The 24,864-nt window shown below is 66.7% G+C and carries 16 protein-coding genes; 5 read left to right on the top strand and 11 right to left on the bottom strand.

Annotated elements, in window-relative coordinates; genetic code table 11:
- Positions 1-63 precede the first annotated feature (63 nt).
- Genes FHT19_RS09105 through FHT19_RS09095 form a run of 3 tightly spaced genes read left to right on the top strand, consistent with a single transcriptional unit; the run spans position 64 to position 4,545 of the window.
- A complete protein-coding gene (locus FHT19_RS09105; protein WP_169474667.1) occupies positions 64-615 on the top strand; it encodes an RNA polymerase sigma factor in 552 nt (183 codons plus the stop codon).
- Complete coding sequence (locus tag FHT19_RS09100; RefSeq protein WP_169474666.1) at positions 612-1,559, top strand: FecR domain-containing protein; 948 nt, start codon at positions 612-614, stop codon at positions 1,557-1,559. Before FHT19_RS09105 ends, FHT19_RS09100 begins: the two co-directional genes overlap by 4 nt.
- Positions 1,540-4,545 (top strand): TonB-dependent receptor, encoded by a 3,006-nt coding sequence (locus FHT19_RS09095; protein ID WP_169474665.1) that lies wholly within the window; start codon positions 1,540-1,542, stop codon positions 4,543-4,545. Before FHT19_RS09100 ends, FHT19_RS09095 begins: the two co-directional genes overlap by 20 nt.
- A gap of 24 nt (positions 4,546-4,569) precedes the next feature.
- Here the strand turns inward: FHT19_RS09095 and FHT19_RS09090 are convergent, their stop codons facing one another.
- Positions 4,570-5,820: an arsenic transporter gene (locus tag FHT19_RS09090; protein ID WP_169474664.1), complete on the bottom strand. Its 1,251-nt coding sequence runs from the start codon at positions 5,818-5,820 to the stop codon at positions 4,570-4,572.
- A gap of 8 nt (positions 5,821-5,828) precedes the next feature.
- Complete coding sequence (locus FHT19_RS09085; RefSeq protein WP_248290344.1) at positions 5,829-7,109, bottom strand: MFS transporter; 1,281 nt, start codon at positions 7,107-7,109, stop codon at positions 5,829-5,831.
- A gap of 423 nt (positions 7,110-7,532) precedes the next feature.
- On the opposite strand from FHT19_RS09085, the gene FHT19_RS09080 reads away from it, so the two are divergent.
- The gene (locus tag FHT19_RS09080) at positions 7,533-9,788 is read left to right on the top strand and encodes a TonB-dependent receptor (protein ID WP_169474663.1); all 2,256 of its coding nucleotides are present in this window, start codon (positions 7,533-7,535) and stop codon (positions 9,786-9,788) included.
- 55 nt (positions 9,789-9,843) lie between these two features.
- On the opposite strand, the gene FHT19_RS09075 is transcribed toward FHT19_RS09080, so the two are convergent.
- The 9 genes from FHT19_RS09075 to FHT19_RS09035 all read right to left on the bottom strand — a co-directional run bounded on the left by FHT19_RS09075 (position 9,844) and on the right by FHT19_RS09035 (position 24,251).
- Positions 9,844-11,433: a carboxylesterase family protein gene (locus FHT19_RS09075; RefSeq protein WP_169474662.1), complete on the bottom strand. Its 1,590-nt coding sequence runs from the start codon at positions 11,431-11,433 to the stop codon at positions 9,844-9,846.
- A 215-nt stretch (positions 11,434-11,648) separates the two neighbouring features.
- Entirely contained in the window at positions 11,649-12,095 is a 447-nt protein-coding gene (locus FHT19_RS09070) for a DUF126 domain-containing protein (RefSeq protein WP_169474661.1), read from the bottom strand.
- On the bottom strand, positions 12,092-13,396 hold the full coding sequence (locus FHT19_RS09065; protein ID WP_248290343.1) for an aconitase X catalytic domain-containing protein: 1,305 nt from the start codon (positions 13,394-13,396) through the stop codon (positions 12,092-12,094). Before FHT19_RS09065 ends, FHT19_RS09070 begins: the two co-directional genes overlap by 4 nt.
- A gap of 59 nt (positions 13,397-13,455) precedes the next feature.
- Positions 13,456-14,169 (bottom strand): MarR family transcriptional regulator, encoded by a 714-nt coding sequence (locus tag FHT19_RS09060; protein ID WP_169474660.1) that lies wholly within the window; start codon positions 14,167-14,169, stop codon positions 13,456-13,458.
- 8 nt (positions 14,170-14,177) lie between these two features.
- Positions 14,178-15,884 carry a dihydroxy-acid dehydratase gene (gene ilvD / locus FHT19_RS09055; protein ID WP_169474659.1) on the bottom strand — a complete coding sequence of 569 codons (1,707 nt, stop codon included), beginning with the start codon at positions 15,882-15,884 and terminating at the stop codon, positions 14,178-14,180.
- Between the two features lie 10 nt (positions 15,885-15,894).
- A complete protein-coding gene (locus FHT19_RS09050; RefSeq protein WP_169474658.1) occupies positions 15,895-17,277 on the bottom strand; it encodes an MFS transporter in 1,383 nt (460 codons plus the stop codon).
- A gap of 40 nt (positions 17,278-17,317) precedes the next feature.
- Positions 17,318-18,613, bottom strand: a complete 1,296-nt coding sequence (locus tag FHT19_RS09045) for an FAD-dependent oxidoreductase (RefSeq protein WP_169474657.1) — start codon at positions 18,611-18,613, stop codon at positions 17,318-17,320.
- An 81-nt stretch (positions 18,614-18,694) separates the two neighbouring features.
- Positions 18,695-21,571, bottom strand: a complete 2,877-nt coding sequence (locus tag FHT19_RS09040) for a TonB-dependent receptor (protein ID WP_169474656.1) — start codon at positions 21,569-21,571, stop codon at positions 18,695-18,697.
- A 334-nt stretch (positions 21,572-21,905) separates the two neighbouring features.
- On the bottom strand, positions 21,906-24,251 hold the full coding sequence (locus tag FHT19_RS09035) for a transketolase (RefSeq protein WP_169474655.1): 2,346 nt from the start codon (positions 24,249-24,251) through the stop codon (positions 21,906-21,908).
- A gap of 125 nt (positions 24,252-24,376) precedes the next feature.
- On the opposite strand from FHT19_RS09035, the gene FHT19_RS09030 reads away from it, so the two are divergent.
- Positions 24,377-24,859, top strand: coding sequence for an Lrp/AsnC family transcriptional regulator (locus FHT19_RS09030; protein WP_168555199.1), 483 nt, complete (start codon positions 24,377-24,379; stop codon positions 24,857-24,859).
- Positions 24,860-24,864 lie beyond the last annotated feature (5 nt).

The raw sequence follows: 24,864 nt of genomic DNA, 5'->3' as shown, positions 1-24,864 counted from the left end.
ATCGTTCCCGTCTGGATGGGCCGGGTGCCGCAAGGGGCTGTCATGGCAAGAACGGGGTCACACATGCGGAGCATCGACGGGGATTGTCATGCGCCGCAGAGCCTGGCGCCCGGGCCGCTGGAGGCGGCGACCAGCGCGGACGAAATGGCGGCGCTGCGTACCTATCTCAGGCGGCGCATGCGCGAGGGGCAGGACCTGGATGACATGGTCCAGGACGTCTATCTGCGCGTGCTGGCAGCGCCCGAAGCCGGCCCGGTGGGCAATGTTCGGGGATTTCTGCGCCGGGTTGCGTCTAACCTGTTGATCGACCGCTACCGCAGGAAGACTGCCCGCTTGTCCGACGACCATATCACGCTGGACGAGCATATCGTCGATGATGGTGCCCTGGCGCCCGACCGCATCGCATCGGGCCGGGAGGAACTGGCGCTGCTGGGCGATGCGCTGGAAGCGATCGGGCCGGTGGCGCGCGATGCGTTCCTCCTGGTGCGCGTGGAAGGCTTCAGCCACAAGGAGGCCGCGCAACGGCTGAAGATCACGCCCAAGGCGGTTTCGCATCATGTGGAACGCACGCTGGCCCGCATGGCCGAACGCCTGAAGGAGGGCAGCGCCCGATGAGTGCGCCCAACTCTGGGGAAAGCGCCCTGCTGGCACAGGCCGCGCAGTGGCTGGAGCGTGCGCGCAGCGGCAGCGAGGAAGACCGCATTGCGTTTCGCGCTTGGTTGCGGGAAAGGCCGGAACACCTGGCGGCGATGGACCTTGTCGAGCGCGCCTGGCGCGGCGCGCCGCGCGCCGCGGCGGCCAAGGGGCTGCACGTGCGCGGCGCGGCAGCGGCACCGGCAAGCCAGTCCCGGTTGCGCTGGCAGATCGCGGTCCCGGTGCTGGGCACGGCCTTGGCCGCGCTGGCGGCGGTGGCAGTGTGGACGCTCAACCTGCAGGAGCAGCACCTGGCCGCGCCGGCTGATCGCACGGCCAGCTTTGCCTTGGCCGATGGCAGCCGGGTGTGGCTGACACCGGGCAGCGCGGTGACGCTGCGCGCCACGTTGCTCGACCGGTCGGTGCGCCTGGATGGCGAGGGCACGTTCGACGTGAAGCACGAGCGACGGCCATTTGCGGTGACGGCTGGCGAGGTGCGCGTGGTGGATCGCGGCACGCTGTTTTCGGTGGCGCGCCGCGATGGCCAGACCGCCGTGATCCTGGCGCGCGGCGCGATCGATATCGAAGACAGCCGCAATGGCACGTTGATCGCCACGCCCCGGCCGGGGCAGCAGGTCTCGCTGGCCGGCGATACCGCAACGATTGCGCCGGTCGATGCCGATGCGGCGCTGGCCTGGCGCGAAGGGCGCCTGGTGGTGGAGGATCAACCGCTGGCAGCCGTGGCAGCGCGGCTGGCGCAACTCAGCGGCATGCCGATCGTGCTGCACGATCCCACTATCGGTGCGTTGCATGTCTATGGCACCTATCGCATCGGCGACGTGCCCCAGTTCCTCGATGCCCTTGGGGCGCTTTATCCCGTGGCCTGGCGCCGGACCGAGCAGGGGTATGAGGTTTTCCGCCGCTAGCGCCGCTTGGCTGGGTGCGCTTTGCCTGGCGCTCGCCCCGGCCCATGCCATGGCGGCGCCGGTGGTGGCGGCGCGCGTTGTCCTGCCGGCGATGCCGCTGGGCGAGGCCCTGCTGGCCTTGGCGCGCCAGACCGGGCGCAACATCCTGTTTGCGGCGAGCGACGTGGCCGGGGCGCAGGCGCCGGCCATCCGCGCCCGCGATTTCGACCAGGCCCTGCATATCCTGGCGCGCAGCAATGGCCTGGTCGCCACGCGGCTGGCGGGCGGCGCCGTGCGCCTGCGCCGGCCACAATCCCCTGCGCCACGCGTCCGGCCGGCCGTACCCTGCCGCACGGTGGCCCCGCCCGTTCCACCCACGATCGAGGATCGCACGGCGATCGTCGTGGAAGCCAGCCTGGCTGCGCGGGCCTGGACCGCGGGCGACGCGGTGCGGCCGCAGGATGCGCTGGCGAGCACGCAGATCCGCCGGCTGCCCGACCGCACGATTGCCGAGGCATTGGGCCGGCTGCCCGGCATCGTAACGCTGGCCACCTCGTTGGAAGGGGCGATGGGCCGGGTTGACCATGCCGGGCGCGCCACCGGTGATTTCGTGGCGATGCGCGGCCTGCCGGGCACTTATGTGGAAACGCGGATCGATGGCTTCGAAATCCCGCAGAGCCTGCCCTATAGCCGGGGAACGCAGTTGGGGTTGATGGCCCTGGCGCCCGACATGGCCCTGCAAGTGCACCGCGTGCTCGATGCCCGCCTGGCGGGCGAGGCGATTGCTGGAACGCTCGATATCGATCACCTGGCCCCCTTTGCCACCAAGACGCGGGGCCTGCGGATCGGCCTGACCGCCGGGGCAGACGACCAGGCCTGGCGCTTTGGCCAGAACGCCGGCACGTGGGGCGCTAACGCCGGGTTCGGCTGGCAGGCGCCCTATGGGCGGCTGGCGCTGACGGCCAGCGCGGCGTTGAGCCGGCGGCATTTCGCCAGCGTCGAGCAGACCTATCAGTCGGGCAACCTGGCCTATGCGCTGACCGACGCGCAGGGCCAGAGCGCGCCGGGGCTGGACCCTGCGGCCAATCTCCTGCTCGCCTCGGTCAACGCGCAAGTAACGCGCGGCTCTGCGCACGAGGAAACCGCATTCGTAGCGCTGGGCTGGCGCGCCGACGACCGGTTGACGGTGACCGCCAGCGCGATGTGGGCCAGCCGCGCCATCGCGCAGGATGTGTACCAGGTGAGCGTGCAGGGCGGCCGCGCCGCCGGGTTCTTTGCCCAGACGGCCACATCGGCCGGCCTGTTGCAAACGCAAAGTGTGCGCGCCGATGCGCATTACTGGTTCGAGACCAACCCCGAGCGCGACCGGCTGGGCATGGCCCAACTGGCCTTGGCATGGAACGCGGGGCGCGTGCAGGCGCAGGCACGGGTGTTTGGCGCGCTGGGACGCACCGACCGACCCGACCATATCGAGATTTCGTTCTGGGATTCCGATGCCACGCGGCTTTCGGGCGGGGTGCGCACCGCCTATGTGCGCGGCTTTCCCGTGCTCCGGCTCGATCCCGGCGATGCCGCGTTGGTCGCCAATCCGCTGGCCTTTCCCGTGCACAACCAGGGCGAGCGCGAGAGCGAGACGAGCCAGGACCATCGCCTGGGCGGCGACTGGCGGGTGCGCGTGGCAGACGATGCGGCCTGGCATGGGGAGATCGGCGGCCTGGCGGTGCGATCGTGGCGCAGCCGCGCGACCGCGCATTTCCTCTATGCCGATACGCTGCCAGCGGGCACCACGCTGGGCAACAGCGGGTTGGTCGACGGACAGATCGGCCCCGTTCTGCGCGGGATCTATGACTATACCATCCCGACCATTTCCGATGCCGCCCTGCTGCGCGCAATCGGCCGCGCCACCGTCCAGCCGCGCACGATCGATGACAGCAATGCCAATGCCTATGCCGTGCAGGAAGACCGGCTTGCGGCCTATGTCGTGGTGGGCCGGCCATTGGCCGATGGGCTGGACGCGGCACTGGGCCTGCGCGGGGAATGGTCGCACATCGGCGGCCGCTATTGGTTGGCGGGCAACGATGGTGTGCCGGCCGATGGGGTGGCCTATGGCTGGAACCGGCTGGCGGCGCGCTATGCCGCGCTGCTGCCCAGCGTGACGCTCCACTGGCGTAGCGCCGGGCCATGGACTGCGGATGCGGCGCTATGGACCAGCATGACCAGGCCATCGCCCTTCCAGTTGACCGGCGGTGGCAGCGCCACGCGCGACAGCCAGGGCGTTACCGAAATCCAGGTGTCCAACCCTGATCTCAAGGCGGTGCGCGGGACCAACCTCGATCTGGGCTTGGCCTGGCAGGGGCCGGGGGGGCTTCATCTCGCACTGGGCGCCTTTGCCAAGCGCCTAGCCCGCTATCTCAACGATACCGGGAATGACCTGAACAATCCGGCCAGCGTGATGCAATATCGCGCCGTTCGCCTGATCCGCCCCGAAAACGGCGGCACCGCCACGATCCTGGGCGCAGAGGCGAGCATGGCCCTGCCGCTTGGCCTAGTGGCCGCGGCGTTGCGCCATTTTGCCTTGGCCGGCGATCTCACGCTGCTGCACAGTGCCGTCCATCTGGAAAACCCTGCGTTGGACAGGGTGGAGCGCACGCAATATGCCCCGGCCAGCAACCTCTTGTTGCGGCTGCATTATGATGATGGTCGTTTCTCGGCCGATGCGGCCTGCCGCCTGACCGGCGCCTATATCCAGGAATACGGCATCGAGGTGCCGAGCTTTGCCGGCACGACACCGCTTTCGGGCAGCGCGCTCGATACCTGGGTGCGGCCTTCGCGGCAGATCGATTTCGCTATGGCGCGCAGTTGGGGCGCCCAGACGCTGCGCCTCGCCTTGCGCAATGCGCTGGGCGACACCGCCTATCGTGCCACGATCGGCCGCTACAGCGACGCCGTGCCGCAGACGATCCTGGGCGGGCGGCAACTGCTGTTGACGTGGTCCGCCGGATTTTGACGCGGCAATCAGCCCAAATGCTGCCTAGCCAGCGATGATCCGGCATAGCAGTGCCAAAAGCAGCGCTGGCGGCATGGCAACCAGGCCCACCTTGAGGAACGTGGCAAAACCCACGTCTTCGCCTTCGCGCCGGATCACCTGGAGCCAAAGGATCGTGGCGAGCGAGCCGGTGATCGACAGGTTGGGGCCAAGATCGACCCCGATCAGCAGCGCATCGACGATCACGCGGGGCGGGTGCGCCAGGGCCACCGCGCTGGCGGAGACCAGCCCGGCAGGCAGGTTGTTCATGATGTTGGACACCAGTGCCAGCACCGTGCCCGATGCCAGGGCCGCACTGGCAGGATGGGCCGAAGCCTGCGCCAGCAGGTTGGCCACGGCGCCGATCGCACCGGTACGAGCCACTGCTTCGACCACCACGAACAAGCCCGCGACCAGCGGCAGCACGCCCCATGCCACGTGCCGCGCCAGCCCCAGCGGGGATTGTCGGGCCTGCAGCGAGACGCCGATGGCGCAGGCAAGACCGGCCAGCGCGGTGGGCAGGCCCAGCGGGCGATCGAGCGCGGAGGCCGCGATCAGCACGCCGGCCGTCAGCACGATGGCCAGCAGGGCCGCCTGGCCGGCGCGCGACAGGGCGGGGCGCTCCACCACGGTTGCGCATTGCCCGGCCAGGTCGCGCCGGAAATACCAGCGCAGCGCAACGTAGGTCGCGCCGATCGCGGCGATCGAGGGCAGGGCAAAGGCCGCCAGCCAGGGGCCGAGCGGTGGCATATGGCCGCCATAGAGCACGAGGTTGGCGGGATTGGAAATCGGCAGCACGAAACTGGCCGCATTGGCAATCAGCGCGCAGGCGAACAGCAGCGGCAGCGGTTCGGCCCGGGCCTTGCGTGCGACGGCAAAAACCGCCGGGGTCAGCACCACGGCGGTGGCGTCGTTCGACAGGAACACCGTGACCAACGCGCCGGTGGCATAGACCAACGTGAACAGCCATGCGCGCGAACCGCTGGCGTGATTGACCGCAGCGGCGGCGATCCAGTCGAACACGCCGTGCTGGCGCGCCGCCTCGCTCAACAGCATCATGCCGGTCAGGAACAGATAGACGTCCAGCCCCTTGGCCACGGCCGCGCCCGCTGCCGCCAGTGGCATCAACCCGGTGACCAGCAGCAAGGCCGCGCCGCTGACCGCCCAGATCCATTCTGGCCAGCGCATCGGGCGGGCAATCACCCCGGCGGTGGAAAGGCTGGCAATCGCCCAGATGGCGCCGGTGGCAGAAGACATCGTCGCGCTCATGGGCGTCTATCGCCCACGGCGCAAGCCGGCCGCAGCGTAGCGGCAAAGCCGATCCACAGCGCCAGGCTGACCAGCGCAAAGCCGCCCAAGATCAGGAACGTGGCGTGATAGCCCAGCATCTGCGCCAGCCAGCCGCCGATCGCGGGCGAAAGACTGGCGCCCACGCCCTGCACGGTCATCACCGCGCCCTGGCCCACGTTGACCCGGCCCGTGCCATCGAGCAGGCAGGCGATCAGGCCGGGCACCGCCACGCTCTGCAGGCCCGCGCCGATGCCATCGAGCGCCTGGACCGGCCATACGCCCCAATGTTCGATGAAGGTGCCGGCCAGAACGCCGCGCAGCGGCAGCGCCGCGAACGAAACCAGCAGGACCAGCCAATAGCCACGCCCCTGCGCCAGCTTCATCGCCACGAGGCTGGCCACGATCATCACCGCCTGGGCCACCATCACCGTGGTGGCCGTGAACATCGCCGGGTCACCCTTGCCCATGCCGACCACCGCCATGCCATAAAGCGGCAGCATCGCCCCGTTGCCCAGGTGGAAGCACGCGAGCGCCGCAGCCAGGATCATCAGCGGCTTGTGCCGCAGCAGTTCGCGAAAGCCTTCGGCCTGTCCATTGGCTTGGGCTTGGTCGTGATGCTCCAACCCGCGTGCGGCACGGTGATCGATCGCGCGTTCGGGAATGGAAAGAACCGAAGCGATCGCCAGGACCCCGAACGCAGCGGCCAGAAAGAAGATCGCCGGCATGCCAAAGCGCCAGCCCAGCCAGCCCGAAAGCCCGGCGCCAACCATGTTGCCGGCGTGGTTCCACGCCTGGTTGCGCCCGTTCTGCGCGTTGAAGCCGCGTTGGCGCACCACGCCCAGAGTAATGCCGGCCACCGCCGGGCCGATCGCTGCGCCGGCGATCGCGGTGGCTACCTGGCTGCCTGCCACGACTGCGAAGGATTGCGACCACAGCAGCAGGAACGAGGCGAGCACAGTGCAGATGCCGGTGATCACCACCACCCAGCGCTTGTGCGGGGTGTGGTCGATGAACGCGCCGGCGGGAACGGTCATGGCCATTCCGGCAATGCCGCCGGCGGTCATCACCGTGCCGATCGGGCCGGTCTGCCAGCCACGCTGTTGCAGGAACACGCCCAGGAACGGCCCGATGCCGGCCTGCATGTCTGCCATGAAGAAATTGAGCGCCTGGAGCGCGCGCGCAGCGCGCCGCTGGTCCGTGGTGGCTGATGACGGCCGCTGGCCACTATCGATTGCATCTGCTGCTGTTGCGCCCACGCCTGCCGCCTTTTTCCAATACGCGGCGAGTTCAACCCCGGCGCTGGGCAATGTTTCCCTGGCAATGTGGGCAGATAGCCCTGCCTGCACGCGCCTGACAGGTGCGCGTGCTCGCAAAGGTGGATCGGTCACAGCGACCACAGGCGCCCTCCGTGCGGCCCATGGCGGTGACAATGGCAACACCGCGGTGCCTAAAATGCAATAGCCATCGGGCTTGTCTGCCGCGACGCTGCGGCAGTCTGATCGCCAGGGCAAAAATCCCGGCAAATAGGCCGATATAAAAATCCAGCGTTCGCAAAATATCGAAACCATCAAGTCATGAAAATGAGGGGTTGTGTAATGTTGATGTGCGATAGAGCAATTGGATTTTTGCCACGTCAGAATGCGCGTATAAGAAGCCTGTCGAGTCCGGCTGCAATCCTGATGGCGATCGGTACTGGCCACCAGGCATTGGCGCAGGCTTCCCCGGCGGACCAGACTGCCTCGGATGATGAGATCGTCGTCTCTGCCCAGCGCCATAACGAGGTCTTGAGCAAGGTTCCGCTGTCCATCGTGACCTATTCCCAGGAATTGATGGACCAGCAGAACATCCGTTCGATCGATGATATCGCCCGTCTCACGCCGGCGCTGAACTTCTCGACCACGGCGGGCGTCACCGGCAACAACGGCTCCAACATCGCCATTCGCGGGCTCAAGTCCGATGTCGGCTCGGCCACCACGGCCCTCTATATCGACGATACCCCCATCCAGATGCGCAATGTGGGCTATTACGGCGGCAATCCCTATCCACGCGTGTTCGACCTGGAACGCGTTGAAGTGCTGCGCGGGCCGCAAGGCACGCAGTTTGGTGCCAGTGCCGAAGGTGGTGCGGTGCGGTTCATCACCACCAGCCCGAACTTCGACAAGCTTTCGGTCTATTCGCGCTCGCAGCTCTCGTTCACCCAGAACGGTTCGCCCAGTTTCGAGACAGGGCTTGCGGTCGGCGCGCCGATCACCCCGACCCTCGCATTCCGGGCCAGTGGCTGGTACCAGCATGTCGGCGGCTATGTCGATCGCGTCTCGCCCACCACCGGGATCGTCCAGCAGCAGGACGTGAATTACCAGGACAACTATTCGGTGCGCCTGGCGCTGGGTTGGAAAGCCACCCCGGACCTGACCGTTACGCCCAAGCTGTTCTTCCAGCGTACCCGCCAGAACAGCCGGGACGATTACTGGGAAGGCTACGGCAATGCGGCCAAGTCCAACTACGTCACCGGGACACCGCAAGCCGACCCCACCACCGACAAGTTCTGGTTGCCGTCGCTGACGCTCGACTGGCAGCATGGCACGCTCGAAGTGGTCTCGACCACGTCGTACTTCGCGCGCGATCAGCAGCAGACCTTGAGCTACGGAACCTATTTCGGGTTCATCAACACCGGCGATCCATTCGGCACATACGCGGACGAAGATCCGTCCAACAGCCAGGATTTCCTGACGATGAAGCAGCGCAACTTCACCCAGGAAGTGCGCGTCCAGTCCTATGGCAACAAGACGCTCGATTGGAGCGTGGGCGGATTTTTCTCCAAGACCAAGCAATCGTTCAGCAATTTCACCCAGTCCGGCCTCGTCGAGGGGACGCTGGTCTTTGGTAGCCCGCAATACCAAGGGGTCTACAGCTATGTGAACCTCGTTGAGGCGCGCGACACCCAGGTGGCCGGCTTTGCCAGCGTCGATTTCAAGCCGGTCGATCGCCTCAAGATCACCGCCGCGCTGCGCTATACCCACGACGTGTTCAACTTCGTCGATACGGTCAAGGGGCCCTATACCGGCGGTACCGACATCGTTTCGCCCGCGCATAACACCGAAGGGGATTGGACGCCCAAGTTCGGCATCGACTTCCAGGTCACGCCCACCACGATGCTCTATGCCTCTGCCACCAAGGGTTTCCGCCCGGCCGGCGCACAGCCTTCGACCTATAGCTCCGCCTGCGATGGCGATCTGGCAACGCTGGGCATGACCAACGTCCCCTCCGCCTACAAGTCGGACTCGCTGTGGTCATACGAGGCCGGAGCGAAGGGCAAGGCCTTGGCTGGGCTGCTCAACTTCGATGTCGGCGGCTATCTGCTCAAGTGGCGCAACATGCAGCAGTCGATCCGCCTGCCCACCTGCAGCTTCTCGTTCATCGATAACCTGGGCAACGCCACCGGCCGCGGCGTGGAAGCGGCGATCGAAGTCAAGCCGGCGAAGGGCGTCGTGCTGGGCGGCAACATCGGCTATACCAACCTGACTTATGACGACAACGTCTATGGCGGCAACGGCCTGCTGCTCAAGGCCGCTGGACAGCGCATCAGTGGCCCGATCTGGAGCGGCCACCTCTATGCCACGGTGGAACGCCCGGTGAGCGCTGCGATCGACGGCTACCTGCGCCTCGATTACAGCTTTGCCAGCAGCAGCGCGCTCGATACGGTGAAGGGCGCCTATGGGTATGACCCGGGCCTCTATGCCTTGGGCGGCACCAATTTCCTGCAACTGCGGTTCGGTGGTCGCATGGGCGGGATCGATGCCTCGCTGTTCGTCGACAACCTCACCAACTCGCGCGACCTCCTGGCCCGCAATCACGACGGCGTGGGCAGCTATCTGTACTTCAACCAGACCTATCGCCCGCGCACGATCGGCGCGACCTTGCAGTATCGCTATTGATTGAACGCGGGGCAGCGGGGCGGGCGCGCTTGCCCGTCCCGCTGCCCTTTCGCGTTCAGGCTTGCAGGATCGGATTGGCCCAGGCTTCGCCGATGAGTGCCATGCGGCGCGCGAAGGGGATTTCTCCCGCGCGTGGCTGCAGCCCTTCAAGATGAAACACGCTGGGGGTTCCGGGCACGAACCGGGGCCAGGCTGGGCGCCCCCCGCCGTTGGGATCGCCCTGCCAGGCAAAGTCCAGCCAATAGCCCGATAGCATGGCGCTGATCGCGCGCTGTTCGGCGCTGACCGGCTCGCCCCGCGCGCCCAGGGTGCGCAGCACCAGCCCGATCTCTGCCCCGTGGAAGGCGCAACGACGCGTGCCGTTGCCCAGGCGCGGCATGCCGTCATAGGTGAAATGGTAGAGATAGGCCGGATCGCTGCCGAACCGGGCCATGGCAGAGGCGAGCGCGGCGGTGTTCCAGTTGAAGATCAGGTCGCCGAACACTTCCGCGCCACGTGCAGTGGCTTCCTGCGCGGTTTGCGCGGGATAGACCGCGCGCGCCTTGGCCGCCAGCGGGCCGAACGTTTCTGTCAGCGCTGCGTCCAGGCCGGCCACCGTGCCTCCGCCCATCGGCGCAAAGATCGCGCCTTCGTCGGCATTGTAGCCAGCTAGCAGGGGCACGCGGGCGTGGTTGCCGTCGCGGATCATGGCAAAGGGGTGGGCGGGGATCACGTGCCCGTCGAGCGCCGGTTGGAAATTCCACGATCCGTCATAAGCCCTGACCAGCGCCATGGCGTCCATCTTGCGCAAGTCTGCCAGGCGGGGCGCGCCGACCTTTGCGCCAAAGGCCAGGCCGGCCTGCTCCATCGGGGCCAGATCGGCAATCATCGACAGGCCGTTCACCTGGCCCATCGGCGCGCCGCTTTGCGCGATGGCACGATGGAACAGGCCGCGCGATTGGGGCAGGACCAGGTGATAGGCGACGCTGAAGGCGCCGGCCGACTGGCCCAGGATCGTGACATTGCCCGGATCCCCGCCAAACGCCGCGATGTTCTCCTTGACCCAGCGCAGCGCGGCGATCTGGTCGAGCAGGGCATAGTTGCCCGAAACGCCATCGGGCGACTCACTTGCCAATTCCGGATGGGCGAAAAAGCCCAGGATGCCGACGCGGTAGTTGATGCTGACGAAAATCACGTCCTGGCCGGCCATCGCCGCACCGTCATAGCGTGGATCGTCCGTCGTCCCCGAGACATAGGCGCCGCCGTAGATCCACACCATCACCGGGCGCGGTTTGTCCGCGCGGGGCGGAGCCCAGACATTGAGCGTGAGGCAGTCTTCCGACATGCCCGGCACGCGCTGGTCAGGGCCATCGAAGGATTGCGGTATGGCACAGGGGCTGGCGCCGAAGCGATCGCCCGGCCGCACCCCCCGCCACGGCTGAACCGGGCCAGGCGGGCGCCAACGCATCGGTCCGACAGGCGGCGCTGCGTAAGGGATGCCGAGCCAGGCCGTCACACCAGGCACCGCGGTTGCACGGCCGGCGACTTTGCCGCCGGTCACCGTGACGACGGACGGTTGCCGCGTTGGCGTGTGGGCCGATGCAGCCGTGGCGGCAAGCGCGGCGCCACCGGCAGAAAGGAAGCTGCGACGATCAAGCGTGGACATGGAACCGTGCCTTTCTTTCTGGCGCCCCGGTCCTGCGAACCATCCTGAGAAACAGGCACGCCAGCCGGCAAAGCCTGAGCAGGCGGCCGCCTTGGGTCTGTAGCCCATCCCGCACGCGCGCGTGCCCGAATTCGCAACGCCGATCCGCCGCGCACCGATCGCGGGGAGCGGGCGCTTTGTCCACGGCCTCGCCGGTGGAATGGCGCGTGCGCGCCTTAGGGCAGCGCGCGCCAGCCTTCCACGCGGCCTTCGCCCGCGTCCACACGCAGCAGGTCACCGCTGGCGATCAGATCGAGCGGGTCACGGTCGAAATCGGTAAGGGCCGGTACCCGCAGCACCACCGCGCCCAGCGCCGCTTTCGTGGTCGTCACGTTGAACAGCAGGGCCAGCGGGGCGGTGCCGGCAAGCCGAGTCATATGGAAGATCGACGACCAGCCCGACGATCCCTTCGCGCCGGGGAACACCAGGATCTTGCCGGCAAAGCTTACCCCGTTGAGTTCATGCCGACTTTCGATCACGGTTCCGGCCATGGGGTTTACACCGCCCCAGCCAGAGATCGTGTCGCGCGTGACCAGCGCTTCGCCAACGATGACGCCGGGAACGACGCAGCGCCCGTGGATCACATAATCGGGCGCGCGGGTGGGGAGCGGGGCGGCACTCATGCGAGGTCTCCACGCCAGACGCCGGTACAGGCGGCATCGATGCATTCGGCGGTGGTGCCAAACCAGCCCTCGATCCCCATCATCGCCGGCAGGTAATGAGTCTGCTTGGCGCTGTCGAAAGCGGCCACGCGGGTGCCGGGCGGGATCGCCTGGCTGATTGCCGAGCATGTGTCGGTCATCAGCAGGGCGCCGGCCGCGCGCAGGGTGGCGGTGTGGCCACCCGCATCGGCCACGGCTTTCACCGCGCGGCTGGTGAAGATCCACAGCGCGCAGTTGGCGTGAACCCGGCGGCCCTCGATCAGATGCGCAGCCTCGGCGATCTGCTCGATCGAGTAGTGCGGGCAGCCGAGCATGACGAAATCGACTGCCGTGCTCTGCCCGACGCTGTTGAGCGTTTCCCAGGTGCGCCGCCGCGCGCGGGCATCATAGATGAAGCGCTCGCCGCGCGGGGCCCCGCCGAACGCGGTCTCCAGATCGCGCGCCTCGGGCGTGATGCCGACCATGTGGTACATCTCCACCCCGCCCGAAGAGGCCGCCGCCGCGCCGAAGTGCTTGTGGCGGATCAGCGAAGGGTTGGCGATGGCACCCGAGAGCACAGGGATCGTGTCCTCCACTGCCGCCCCGGTGAAATAGCCGAGCAGGCCCCAGTCGAACACATCGTCTACCGGCACTTGCACGTCGATGGCGTGCTGGCCCAGGCGGTACGCATCGCGGTGAAAGCCCCAGTTGGGAATACGCTTTGCCAGCATCGCCGCGCTGGTCGATTCACGCCCCTCGCAGTTGGTGCGCCCGCCGACCACCGAGTTGCAGAAGACCACCGCGCTCGATTCCATCCACGCGCAGTGCTCGCCCATCACCGGCACGTTGCCGGCAAGATAGGGCGTGCAGGTCTTGAGCAACTGGATGCCATGGGCCGCCACTTCTGCCTCGTCGGAGCGGAAGTTGGCATTGGCGGCCTCGGTCATGCCCTGTTCGCGCCACAGTTCGGGGTCCATGCCGCCCTGGAGGTGGCACGAAAACGCATTCATCCGCGGCACGTCGACGACGTCATCGGAATCGAGATCGAAACGCGAGAACACCGCGCGATAGTCGCCGCCGTCAGCTGCGTAATATTCCTTCATCCACGGCGAGGCGGAGCCCGGCACCCCGGCAACATTGTTGGTTTCAACGAAATCCTCGGCGCCCAGCGCCTCGGCATAGCGAACCAGCAGCGCCATGGCGCGGGCCACCGCCGGCCCCTGCGCGCCATCGAGCATCGCCTTTTCTTGCGTGGTGAGCGTCACCATGTCGATCCTCTCCATCTTGTAGCAAGCTATCTATTTTAGCAAAATCCCCCAGTATCGGGGGCGCTCAATGGTGCTTAGCGCATCGAATCGAGGCGCTTGAGAATGCGCGTGAGCACTTCGACGGTCACGGCCAGCTTTTCCGGTTCGATCCCGGCCAGCACGTCGCCGCGCAGTTCATTGGTGATCGCCATGATGTCCTCGATGGCCTTTTGCCCGGCCGGGGTGATGCGATTGAGCGTGACGCGCCGATCCTCGGTGCTCTGCTCGCGCTCGATCAGTCCGTCGCGGGCCAGCGCGTCGAGCATGCGCACCATCGTTGGCCCTTCCACGCTGATCAACCTGGCGAGGTCGCCCTGGGTCAACGCCGCGTCGGAATAGGCGACGTGGAACAGCGTTTCCCAGCGCGCCATCGTCTGGTTGAGCGCCTTGATGCGGTCGTTGGCAACCTTGCGCCACAACCGTCCCGCCACGACGATGGCACGGGTGACGCGGAACAGGCCGTCGTCGGTGCTATCGCCGCTGGCGCGGCGGTAGCGCATCAGGTGGCGTTCGGATTCATCGGTGGCAAAGCCACCGGGCAAGGCAATCTCCTCGCGCCGGCGGCCAGGCCGCGCCTGTGCCGGCGCCTTGGGCGGGGCGGCCTTGGGGCCACGCTTGTGGTCGGTGCGGTCGCGCGTTCGCGCCTTGCCGTCGGTATCGTCCATCGGCGCCACCATGCCCGAGGCCGGCGGGATTGTATAGTCTGCTACCGAAGCGGGCGCGGCCGGGCGTGACCGGGGCGAGGCCATGGGCGAAGTCAGCCTCGCCCACCGACCGGCAGGTCGAGCAGCACCGCGCCGGTTGCCATCGGTCGCACGTCGCGGCGATAGATCCCGAGCCAGCCATCCGCCGGCACGGGAAAGGCGTTGCCCGGTGCTGGCCGCCGCGCCAGTTCGTCGGCCGGGACGGCAAGATCAAGGCGCCGCGTGGCGACATCGATCTCGATGCGGTCGCCGTCGCGCACCCGGGCGATCGGGCCGCCGACGGCCGCCTCGGGCGCGACTTCGGCAATGGTCAGGCCCTTGAGGCACAAGCCCGAAAGCTGGCCGTCGGTGATGAAGGCGACATCGCGCGCGAGGCCCGCCGCGTCGATGGCGAACAGCACGATCGACGCGCCGCCGCCCATCGCCGGCCCACCTTTCAGCCCCTGGCCGCGCAGCACCAGAACGTCGCCCTTTTGCAATTGTCCCGCCGCGATTGCCTTCATGGCGCTGGCAGTATCCTCGAACACACGGGCCGTGCCTTCGAAAGCCTCGGGCCGGGTGCCGTCGCGGATGCCCAGCTTGACCACCGCGCTTTCGGGCGCGAGCGAGCCTTTGAGGATCGCGATCGACGGCCCCTCGGATACGGGGCGGTCGAGCGGACGGATGATCTCGGCATCGACAATGGTCGCGTCGGCCAGATCCTCGCCCATGGTGCGGCCCGATGCTACCAGCACCTCGCGGTCGAGCAGCGGCTCCAACTGCTTGAGCATCGCACGGGCGCCGCCGGCGTCCTCGAAACCCTCGATCCGAACCGGGCCGTTGGGGCGCACCGCCGAAAGCGTGGGGACCTTGCGGCCCATGTCATCCCAGATGGCGAAAAGATCGGCGTCTACTCCGCCTTCGGTGGCTGTTGCCTGCAGGTGCTTGATCGCATTGATCGAGCCCGAAACGGCCAGGACCATGGCCGCAGCGTTGCGGAACGCGCCGGGCGTCATGATCCGGCGTGGGGTCAGGTCCTCGTGAACCATCTCGACGATGCGCGCGCCGGCCGCGCGGGCCGCGTCGAACATCTTGTCGCTGTTGGCGCGCACCGGGGCCGAACCGGCGATGCACATGCCCAGCGCCTCGACCACGCAATGCATGGTGTTGGCCGTGGCCATACCGGCGCAAACGCCGGGACCGCGAATGGCATTGCGGGTCACGTCTTCCATCGCATGTTTGCCTGGCTTGCCCAGGCTGGCGCCGACCCCGCCAGAGAACAAGTCCTCGATATCGACCGGATCGCCGTCGACCGTGCCCGAGGCCTGGTAGCCGCCGATCACCAGCAGCGTGGGGATGTTCAGCCGCATGGCCGCCATCAGGTGGCCCGGCGGGGTCTTGTCGCAACTGGTGAGGCAGACCATGCCGTCGAGCATCGCCGCTTCGACCTGGGCCTCGATATCGTTGGTTACGAGGTCGCGCGCGGCCAGGATGTAGCTCCCCTGGCGCCCGGCACCGGTGATGAAGTCGGAAGGGGCGGTGGTGCGCACTTCGAACGGCACGCCGCCCGCGGCGCGGATCGCGTCCTTGACCACTTTGGCCACCCCATCGAGGTGGGCGAAGCACACCGCGAGTTCCGACGAGGAATTGACCACGGCAATCTTGGGCTTGAGCAAGTCGGCGTCGGTCAGGCCAAGCGCGCGCCAGTGGGCCTGACGAACCGGGGAGTTGGCGGCAAGGCTGCGCAGGGGGCGTTGAGTCTGCGGATCGGGAGCGGTCATGGCCGGCCTTTCAGGATATGGGGGAAAACGAGGGGGCAGGGGCGGAGGCTGCGCCGGCGCGCTGTTCGCGGCCGACGGCGAAGGCGATGCCGAACGCCGAGAGCGCCAGCACGACGGGGCAGATCGCAAGGATCGCAAAGCTGGTGACCACCGGCAGGCCGGAGGCGAGCACGAGGCCGCCCAGGATGGGCCCGGCAATGCCGCCGATCTTGGCGACCGAGGTGGCCCAGCCCGAACCGTTGGCGCGGATCGCGGTCGGGTAATAGATCCCGGCGATCGACAGGATGCCGAAATGCGCCCCGCCGACCAGGCTGGTGGAGATCACCGAGAGCACGAGGAAGGCCATGGGGCTCAACGGCACGAGCCCGATCAGCAGCAGCACCGGCGCGGCGAGCGCCGGGAAGAAGGCGACGGCCAAGGCGCCCTTGCGATCGGTAAAGCGCATCAGGAGCAGGCCCAGCACCGCACCCATCATGCCGGAGAACGACGAGAGATAGGCGGCCAGGTCGCGCGGGAAATGCAGGTCCTCGTAAACGATCGGACCCCAGTTGGCCTTGAAATAGACCGCCAGCGTGCTGGCGATATAGCCCAGCCACAGCAGCGGGGTGATCCAGCGCAGCGGCCCGGCAAAAAGCTGGCCGACGCGGAAGTTGCCCGCCGCCACCCGGGCCTCGTCGCCCAGCACGAACTGGTCGCTGGGCGTGGCGCCGAGCGCGGGATCGATGCGGTTGAGCGTGGCCGCAAGGCGCACCGGATCACGGTTGCGCGCCACCAGGAACCGCACGGATTCCGGCAGCCAGACGAACAGCGCGGCGGCAATCACCAAAGTCGCGGCGCCGCCCGCGACGAACACGCCTTCCCAGCCAAAGCGCGGCGCCAGCCACACCGTGACCGGCCCGGCCAGCGCGGTTCCGAGGCTGTAGCCCATCATGATCACCGTCACGACGGTCGAGCGCAGCCGGGTGGGCACATATTCGATGTTGAGCGCCCAGGCGAGCGGCAGCATGCCGCCGATCGCGAAACCGTCGAGGAAGCGCAGCACCAGCAGCGCTTCATAGGACCGCGCGAGCGCAGTGGCGGCGGTAAGGATGCCAAAGGCGACCGCCGCCAGCGCGATCGTCTGGCGCCGGCCGCGCCGGTCGCCCAGCCAGGCCAGCACGAAGCCGCCGATCATCATGCCGAGCAGCCCGGCAGAGAAGACATTGCCCAGCATCGGCTTGGTCAGCCCCAGCTCGTCGCGCATGTAGGGCGCGGTGAAGCTGATCATCATCATGTCGAAGCCGTCGAACACGGTAATTAGCCACGACAGCGCGATCAGGCGGTAATTGAACGGACCAAGGCTGCGCGCGTCGATCACGCGGGCAACGTCGATGGTCCTGCTGGCCTTTCCCATTCAGGGATCCTTTCCCGGCTGGCCGGCTTGGTGCGCGACCTTATCCTTCGAGATTTGCTGCAATCTTCTGGCGGAGCAAGCCCATGTCGACCTGGTGGACCGATCCCGAGCCGGCGATCGTCAGGGCATGGGCGGCGGCGGCCCCCATGGCAATGCACGGCCCCATGACCCGCACCGATGACAGCGCGGTGGAATCGGCATCGATGCAGCGCCCCACGGCCAGCAGGTTGTCGGCACCGGCCACCGCCAGCGAGCGCAGCGGCACGGTGTGGATATGGTCGGGCCCGAAGGTTTCCCAGACATAGCCCTCGCGGTTGTGATGCTGCTCGAGCGGCCAGGAACAGCGCGCGATGGCATCGTCAAAGCGCGTGGCGGCGCGCACTTCCGCAGTGGTGAGATGGTGCGTGCCCACAATCCAGCGGGTCTGGCGCACGCCGGGCAGGCCATAGGCCCGTACCCGCGCCTTGCCGAAAGCCTCGGGAAATTCAGCGCGCAGGAACACCAGCGTGCGGTCGGCCTGCTCCTTGCCATCGATCTGCTTCTCGGCCGCTTCGAACGGATCGAGCGGCGTTTCGATGTGCGTCATGTTGACCATGGCGATGTCGGTGCCGGGGAATGTCGCGGCAAAGCCGTCGCGCCGCATCATGCCATATTGCTCGCCTCGCTCGGCGATGCGGCGGGCCATCGTGTCCCAATCGGGCTTGTGTGCGTCGTCGATGCCCTCGACGATCAGCATCTGCGAGCCGTAGATCTGGCCTTCGGCCTGGACACGGCAATCGAAGCCGGCCTGCCAGGTCAGCGCCGCGTCGCCCGAGGCATCGATGAAGCCTTGCGCGCGGATGCGCACGTCGCCGTGGCGCGTGGCGATGTCGAGCGCGGTAACCCGCCGGCTTTCGACATGGACCTGTCGGATGATCGCCCCGGTCAAGGGCTGGACACCGGCGGCAATCACGGCCTTCTCCACCCAGCGACCGAGCGCGACCTCGTTGTACATCACCACTTTCATCACCCCGCCCTGGATGATGTGGGCGTCGCCATTGGCGGTCAGCTCGGCGATGATCTCGTCGGCGATGCCGTGGGTGAGCTGGCGGCCATCCAGACCGGGGGTATAGAGGCCGCAGAACATGCCGATGATCGAATTGACCGCCTGTCCGCCCAGCGAGGGCAAGCCGTCGACCAGGATCACGCGGTTGCCCGCGCGGGCTGCCTCGATCGCCGCCGAAGCGCCCGATGCGCCGGAGCCGACCACGCAGATATCGCATTCGCGCTCGATCAGGCCGGGCGCGTCGCGGCGGGAAACGATGCGGGTCTCAGGGTCGAAGGGGCGTTCGAGCATCTTGGCACAATCCATTGTCAGCAAGGGAGAAAAATCCCCGAGGCGCGGGAGGAGGAAGCGCCCCGGGGCAAGTGAGAGTGATCAGAACGTGCCGCGGACCCCGGCCTTGAAGGACTGGCCGACCGGGTTGAACAGCACGTTATTGCCCGAGCCGTTGGCGCCGGGAACGCGCGGCGGATCGGTGTTGAAGACATTGTCTACGCCAAAGAACACGTCGAACTTCTGCGCCCCCTGCTGGCGCACCCGGAAGTTGGCGAGCAGGTCGACGTAGGTCTTCGATGGCACGCTGTTGGTGTTGGAGCTGGTCGGCGAGGTGATGGCATAGCCATCCTGATCCGGGCCGATGAAGGCGGCGTTGTAGAAGCCCTTGTTGATCCAGCGGACATGGGTGGAGAAGCTGAACCGGTCGGGCAGGTCGAGCGTGACCATGCCGTCCACCGTCCAGTCGGGAATGCCCGGCGGCGTGCCCGCGCGCAGCCCGGTCTGCCCGGCACGCTCGGTGGGGCCAACCGCGTCGACGGTGATAAGGTCGATCACGTTGCTGGCCAGCACGCGGGTGTTGAGGCTGGCGTCGCCACCCAGGGGCTGGCGGTAGGACACCTCGATATCAAAGCCGCGCGCGATCAGCTTGTTCACGTTCTGCTGCGTATCGACGATGTTGGTAATCGCGCCGGAGGAGTCGCGGGTCACCAGCGAGCAACTGAGCGGATCGCCCTGGAAGCAGCGGGTGACGATGTTCTGCTGCCCCAGCGTGCTGATCGCATCCTTGATCTCGATCCGGTAATAGTCGACCGAGGCGCGCAAGCGGCCGAGGAACCCGCCGCGCGGCTGGATCACCGCGCCGACGGTGAAAGTGTCGGCCTTTTCGGGCTGGAGATTGGGATTGGACCCTTGCGTGATCGGCGCCACCGTCTGCACGCCGCCGCGCTGGGGGTCGGTGAGGATGCCCTGCGTCTGCGTGGTGGGGCCGAACAGTTCGGACACGTTGGGCGCGCGGATATCACGCGAGCGAGTGGCGCGCAGGCGGAGCGCCTCGATCGGTGCCCAGGTGCCGCCGAACTTCCAGGTGGTCACGCTCAGCGAGCTGGAGGGGAAGAAGTCGCTCGAACGCTTGTAGTGCGTGCGCCGAACCGCGCCGTTGAGCCCCAGTTCGTCGAAGAAGGGAACATGGCGCAGGATCGGTGCCTCGATTTCGCCATAGCCTTCCGCCACGGCGATGCGGCCCGAAATCAGCGAGCCGCCGCCGGTAAAGAAGCGGTTGCTCTGTGACAGCAGGTCGGCATCGCCCTTGACCGCATCGTTGCGGTATTCGCCGCCCACCGCCACGCCCAGTGGCCCGCCCGGCAAATTGAACAGCGAACCGGTCACGTTGGCCGCGGCGACATGCTCGGTCGTGATGTTGGTCTGATAGCCGTTGGCAGTGACATAGGCCTTGGCGGCGGCGAAGGTCGACCCGTTGGCGTAGCCGAACGGGTTGAGCGGAACGCAGGCGGGATCGTCGTTGGCGGTGGAAGCGTCGGCGTTGATCCGGCAGGTGGGGGTGCCGTTGACCGAGACGGAATCGATCGCGTTGAGCAGCCGCGAAGTGACGGTGCCGCCGGTCAGGTCGCTGCGGAAGCTGTTGCGCCCGAATTGATAGTAGGCATCGGCCTTCCATCCGCCACCAAGGTCATAACGCGCCTGGACGACAGCGCGGATCACGTTGTTGCGCACGTGGATCTGGCCGGGGCCGATATCGTCGAAGCCCTTGCCCAGGGTGAAGCTGGTCAGCCCGCTGGCGGCCAGGATCGTCGGGATGTCGAGCGTCGGGTCGGCCGAACGTGGCAGGAACGCGTTGTCGGCGCGGATAGTGAGCGCGGTGTTGCGATAGGCGACCGCGCGGTGCCACCCTTCGGCATGGCCATAGTTGCCGGTGAATTCGAGCGTGAGGGCAGGGCTCGCCTCCCAGGTCAGGTGCGCCATGGCGTTGTAGCGCTTGGTCGGCGAGACGATCGGGAAATCGAAGTAGATGTTCTCGCCCGGCCCGTCGCTTTCGCCGCCCACCTGGTAGAGCGAATTGACCAGCGAGCCGAACTGGAAGCGGCGCGGCGTGCCGTCGCGGCCAAAGGTGATGCCGTCGATCGGGCGCAGGGTGGGAACAGCGTTGCCGGTGTAAGCCGAGGAGGGCGGGGTGGTCACGCCATTGTACGAGGCCGACCAGGGATGAACGTTGCTGAGGATGTTGTTTGCCGGAAGGCCGGTCTGGCCGGGATTGCGGCCCCAGTTGATCTGCCCGTTGGCGCACCATTCGCGCACGCGGCAGGCCTCTACCCCATCGTTGGTCTCGTATTCACCGCCCAGGATAAGATGCGCGCGATCGCCGATCGCCCAGCCGCCGGCGATACCGATCTGGCGCGTGCTGGCGTCGCCGTATTTCGAAACGCCGGCCTGGGCGTTGAAGCGATAGCCGGTCAGCTTCTTGTCGAGCAGCAGGTTGACCACGCCGGACACCGCGTCAGACCCATAGACTGCAGAAGCGCCGCCGGTGACCACTTCGGCCCGTTGCAGCAGGATCGAGGGGATCATGTTGGTATCGACAGTGGCCTGCGTGGTCGAAGGCACGAAGCGCTTGCCATCCACCAGCGTCAACGTGCGCACCGAGCCAAGACCGCGCAAGTCGAGGATGCGCCCACCCACATAACCGGCGGCAGCCGACAGGCCGGTGGACGCCGGCGTCTGTGTCGAGCGGAAGGCGGGCAGTTCGTTCAGAGCGTCGCCGATGTTGCCGGCGCCGCGCTCGGCCAGGCGCTCAGCGCCCATGACCGAAACCGGGGTGGGGGCATCGAACCCGCTGGCGATGCGCGTGCCGGTAACCACGATGGGGCCGCCCGAAGCGGTCGTGCTCTCCTCGGCGGCACCATCGTCTGCCTGGGCGGCAGGGGTGCGCGGCTCGCTGGGGAGCGATTGGGCCAGGACCATCGTCGGCAATGTCGTCCAGGCCAGAGCGATGATGGAAACAAGCCTGCACGCAGGCTGGTCACAATACGCCTTCCTCATATGTCGATCCTCTCGTCGGGTATCTTCCCGTTGAGTCGCAAGCTACCTAATGTGATTTTAGATAGCAAGGTACTTTATTGAGGGTTCGAATGGCGTCGGTTCGGCAAGCGCCACCAAACGCCTGCGCGTCACAACTTGGCGGAGGCTTGGGCGTGCTGGTGGACACGGACACGGCAGGGTCCGGCCCTGCCAAGGTGGTGGCGTGCTTGGCCCTGCCGCACCAAAATGCGCTGCGATGTCTGGATTCTAGGGCGCGTCAAGCGTCCAGAAACAGTTCCGATGCGGCGTCGATGATCGCATCGACATCCAGTCGGTACGCCCGATAGAGATCGGGCAGATCGCCCGTCTGGCCAAAGCGGTCGATACCCAGCGGGCTTACGCGCATGCCTTTGACGCCGCCCAGCCAGGATAGCGCGCCTGGCGAGCCATCGATCACCGTGACGAGCCCGGCCGTAGCGGGCAGCCCCGAAAGCAGATGCTCGACATGGCTGGGTACGATCGGGCCACCGGTCCAGCGCGCGGCGCGGCGGGCCGACCAGCCGCGATGAAGCAGATCGGGCGACGTGACGTTGAGCAGGCCCAGCCCAGGCATGTCCTCCACCAAGGCTTCCCATGCGGCAAGCGCCTCGGGCGCGATGGCGCCGGTGAAAACGATGGCGGCTTCGGCATCGGGCGCTGGCTTGCGCAGCCAATAGCCGCCGCGGATCGCATCGGCTTCCCACGCGTCGTCGGTGCGTTCGATCTGCGGGATCGAGCGGGTGCTGAGCCGCAGATAGACCGAACTGCCGTCAGGCTTCTGCATGTGCTCGAACGCGTGGCGCATCAAAATCGCCACTTCATCGGCATAGGCGGGCTCGAAGTAGTCGAGGTTGGGCTGGCCCATGCCGATGAGCGGCGTGTTGATCGATTGGTGGGCGCCCCCTTCGGCCCCCAATGTCAGTCCCGATGGCGTCCCCACCAGCAGGAAGCGCGCGTCCTGATAGCAGCCATAGTTGAGCGCATCGAGGCCGCGGGCGATGAACGGATCGTAAACCGTGCCCACGGGCAGAAGGCGCGTGCCGAATTGCGGGGCGGCAAGGCCAAGGGCCGCCAGCATCAGGAAGAAGTTGTTCTCGGCGATGCCCAGTTCGATGTGCTGCCCAGCAGCATGCCCCGACCATCGCTGGGCCGACGGTATCTTGGCGGCATGGAACACGTCCTGCAATTCGCTGCGGCGGAACAGGCCGCGCCGGTTGACGAACCCACCCAGGTTGGTGGTCTGCGTCACGTCGGGCGCGGTGGTCACGATGCGGTCGCCAAGGCTATCGCCGCTTTTGGCCAGGTCCATGAGGATGCGACCGAACGCAGACTGGGTTGATTGGTCCTGGCCGTCGGGCGCAGGCAGGCGCGCCGGCACCGGCACGGCAGGGGCCTCGTGCTCGGGCGGCGTTGCGGCAAAGGCGCTGCGGCCGACAAAGTCGCGCAGCGCGGCAGCCACGTTGTTGCCCAGGCCGCCATAAGGCTCCCACTCCGCGCCCTCGGCAATGTTCAGGCTTTCGCGCAGTTGCGCGATCTGCTGCGGGTTCATCATGCCCGAATGGTTGTCTTTGTGGCCGGCGAGCGGCAGGCCGTAACCCTTGATGGTATAGGCGATGAACATCGTGGGCGTATCGTCATCGGCCGCCGCAAACGCTTCCAGCAGGGTTTCGACGCAGTGACCGCCCAGGTTGGTCATGACATGCGCCAGCGTGGCATCGTCGAACCCGTCGAGCAGCGCCTTGACGTGCGGCTTGTGGCCGATGTCGGCCATCAGGCGGTCACGCCAGGCGGCCCCGCCTTGGTAGGTAAGCACCGCAAAGTCGGCGTTGGGGCAGTTGTCGATCCAATCCTGCAGGCTCTTGCCACCCGGCTGGCTGAACGCGGCGCGTTGCAGCTTGCCGTATTTCAGCGTCAGCACGCGCCAGCCGCAGGTTTCGAAGATATCGTCGAAACGGCGAAACATGCGATCGGCCGTCGTGCTGTCGAGCGATTGGCGGTTGTAATCGACGATCCACCAGCAATTGCGGATTTCGTGCTTGTAGCCCTCGATCAGGCATTCGTAGATGTTGCCTTCGTCGAGCTCGGCATCGCCCATCAGGGCGATCATCCGGCCGGCCTTGTCGGCAGGCAACTGGCCATGGGCAATCAGATAGTCCTGCACCAGGCTCGCAAAGGCGGTGATGGCAACGCCCAGCCCAACCGACCCGGTCGAAAAATCGACGGGAATCTGATCTTTCGTGCGTGAAGGATAGCTTTGCATGCCGCCCAGCCCGCGAAAGCGCTGCAACTGGTCCAGGCTCTGGTTGCCCAGCAGATAGTGGATGGCATGCAGGACCGGCCCGGCGTGTGGCTTGACCGCCACTTTGTCCTGCGGGCGCAGCGCATGAAAATAGAGCGCGGACATGATGGTCGTCATCGAGGCACAACTGGCCTGGTGGCCGCCCACTTTCATCCCGTCGCGCTTCTTGCGCACGTGATTGGCATTGTGGACGGTCCAGGCCGAAAGCCAGCGCAGGCGCGTATCGAGCGCTTCGAGCGCCTCAACGTTGTCCTGCAGGTCTTGCTGTTGTGCAACGATGGCCATGGCGATCCTCTGATTTGCTGTGTGTGAATTTAGCCATCCATGGTCCAAGAGGTCATTGCAAAGATTGCGCGTGTTGCGCAGTATATTAGCATGATCTGCTGCTAGGGCGGGCTTGGAGCAATTTTATGCCAATCGACCGGTTAGACGGCATTGACTTGCGGATCCTGGAGCGCCTCCAGGCCGATGGTCGAATCACCAACCAGCAGTTGTCCGATGCCGTGGGCCTATCGCCCAGCCCCTGCTTGCGCAGGGTGCGCCAGTTGGAGGACAGCGGGGTCATCCAGGGCTATGTCGGCTTGGTCAATCCCGAAGCGGTTGGGCTGGGCGTTACCGCATTCGTGCGCATCCGGCTGGAGCAGCAGGACGACACGCGCCTGTCGTTGTTCGAAGCCTCGGTCACCAACTTTCCGGAAGTGATGGAATGTTACCTGATGACCGGGGAGGCCGATTATCAACTGCGCGTGCTGGTCGGCTCGTTGAGCGAGTTCGAGGATTTCCTGCGCCACAAGCTGACGAAAGTGGCGGGCGTGTCTCAGGTGACGACCAGTTTCGCATTGCGGCCCGTTGTCTACAAGACCGCGCTGCCAGTCAGCAAGGGCGGGGCCTGACCGCT

The sequence above is a fragment of the Novosphingobium sp. SG919 genome (assembly GCF_012932495.1).
Lineage (GTDB): Bacteria > Pseudomonadota > Alphaproteobacteria > Sphingomonadales > Sphingomonadaceae > Novosphingobium > Novosphingobium rhizosphaerae.
The sequence above is the reverse complement of the archived record's forward strand: the minus strand, read 5'-3'. Positions and strand labels throughout refer to the sequence as shown.

What these genes read in the sequence shown, in the direction of transcription:
- FHT19_RS09090 (WP_169474664.1), bottom strand. Translation starts at nt 5,820, where the DNA reads ATGTCTTCTGCCACCGGCGCCATCTGGGCGATTGCCAGCCTTTCCACC.
- FHT19_RS09065 (WP_248290343.1), bottom strand. Translation starts at nt 13,396, where the DNA reads ATGGAGAGGATCGACATGGTGACGCTCACCACGCAAGAAAAGGCGATG.
- ilvD (WP_169474659.1), bottom strand. Translation starts at nt 15,884, where the DNA reads ATGACCGCTCCCGATCCGCAGACTCAACGCCCCCTGCGCAGCCTTGCC.
- FHT19_RS09045 (WP_169474657.1), bottom strand. Translation starts at nt 18,613, where the DNA reads ATGCTCGAACGCCCCTTCGACCCTGAGACCCGCATCGTTTCCCGCCGC.
- FHT19_RS09075 (WP_169474662.1), bottom strand. Translation starts at nt 11,433, where the DNA reads ATGTCCACGCTTGATCGTCGCAGCTTCCTTTCTGCCGGTGGCGCCGCG.
- FHT19_RS09070 (WP_169474661.1), bottom strand. Translation starts at nt 12,095, where the DNA reads ATGAGTGCCGCCCCGCTCCCCACCCGCGCGCCCGATTATGTGATCCAC.
- FHT19_RS09050 (WP_169474658.1), bottom strand. Translation starts at nt 17,277, where the DNA reads ATGGGAAAGGCCAGCAGGACCATCGACGTTGCCCGCGTGATCGACGCG.
- FHT19_RS09030 (WP_168555199.1), top strand. Translation starts at nt 24,377, where the DNA reads ATGCCAATCGACCGGTTAGACGGCATTGACTTGCGGATCCTGGAGCGC.
- FHT19_RS09105 (WP_169474667.1), top strand. Translation starts at nt 64, where the DNA reads ATGCGGAGCATCGACGGGGATTGTCATGCGCCGCAGAGCCTGGCGCCC.
- FHT19_RS09040 (WP_169474656.1), bottom strand. Translation starts at nt 21,571, where the DNA reads ATGGTCCTGGCCCAATCGCTCCCCAGCGAGCCGCGCACCCCTGCCGCC.
- FHT19_RS09080 (WP_169474663.1), top strand. Translation starts at nt 7,533, where the DNA reads ATGGCGATCGGTACTGGCCACCAGGCATTGGCGCAGGCTTCCCCGGCG.
- FHT19_RS09095 (WP_169474665.1), top strand. Translation starts at nt 1,540, where the DNA reads ATGAGGTTTTCCGCCGCTAGCGCCGCTTGGCTGGGTGCGCTTTGCCTG.
- FHT19_RS09100 (WP_169474666.1), top strand. Translation starts at nt 612, where the DNA reads ATGAGTGCGCCCAACTCTGGGGAAAGCGCCCTGCTGGCACAGGCCGCG.
- FHT19_RS09060 (WP_169474660.1), bottom strand. Translation starts at nt 14,169, where the DNA reads ATGGCCTCGCCCCGGTCACGCCCGGCCGCGCCCGCTTCGGTAGCAGAC.
- FHT19_RS09035 (WP_169474655.1), bottom strand. Translation starts at nt 24,251, where the DNA reads ATGGCCATCGTTGCACAACAGCAAGACCTGCAGGACAACGTTGAGGCG.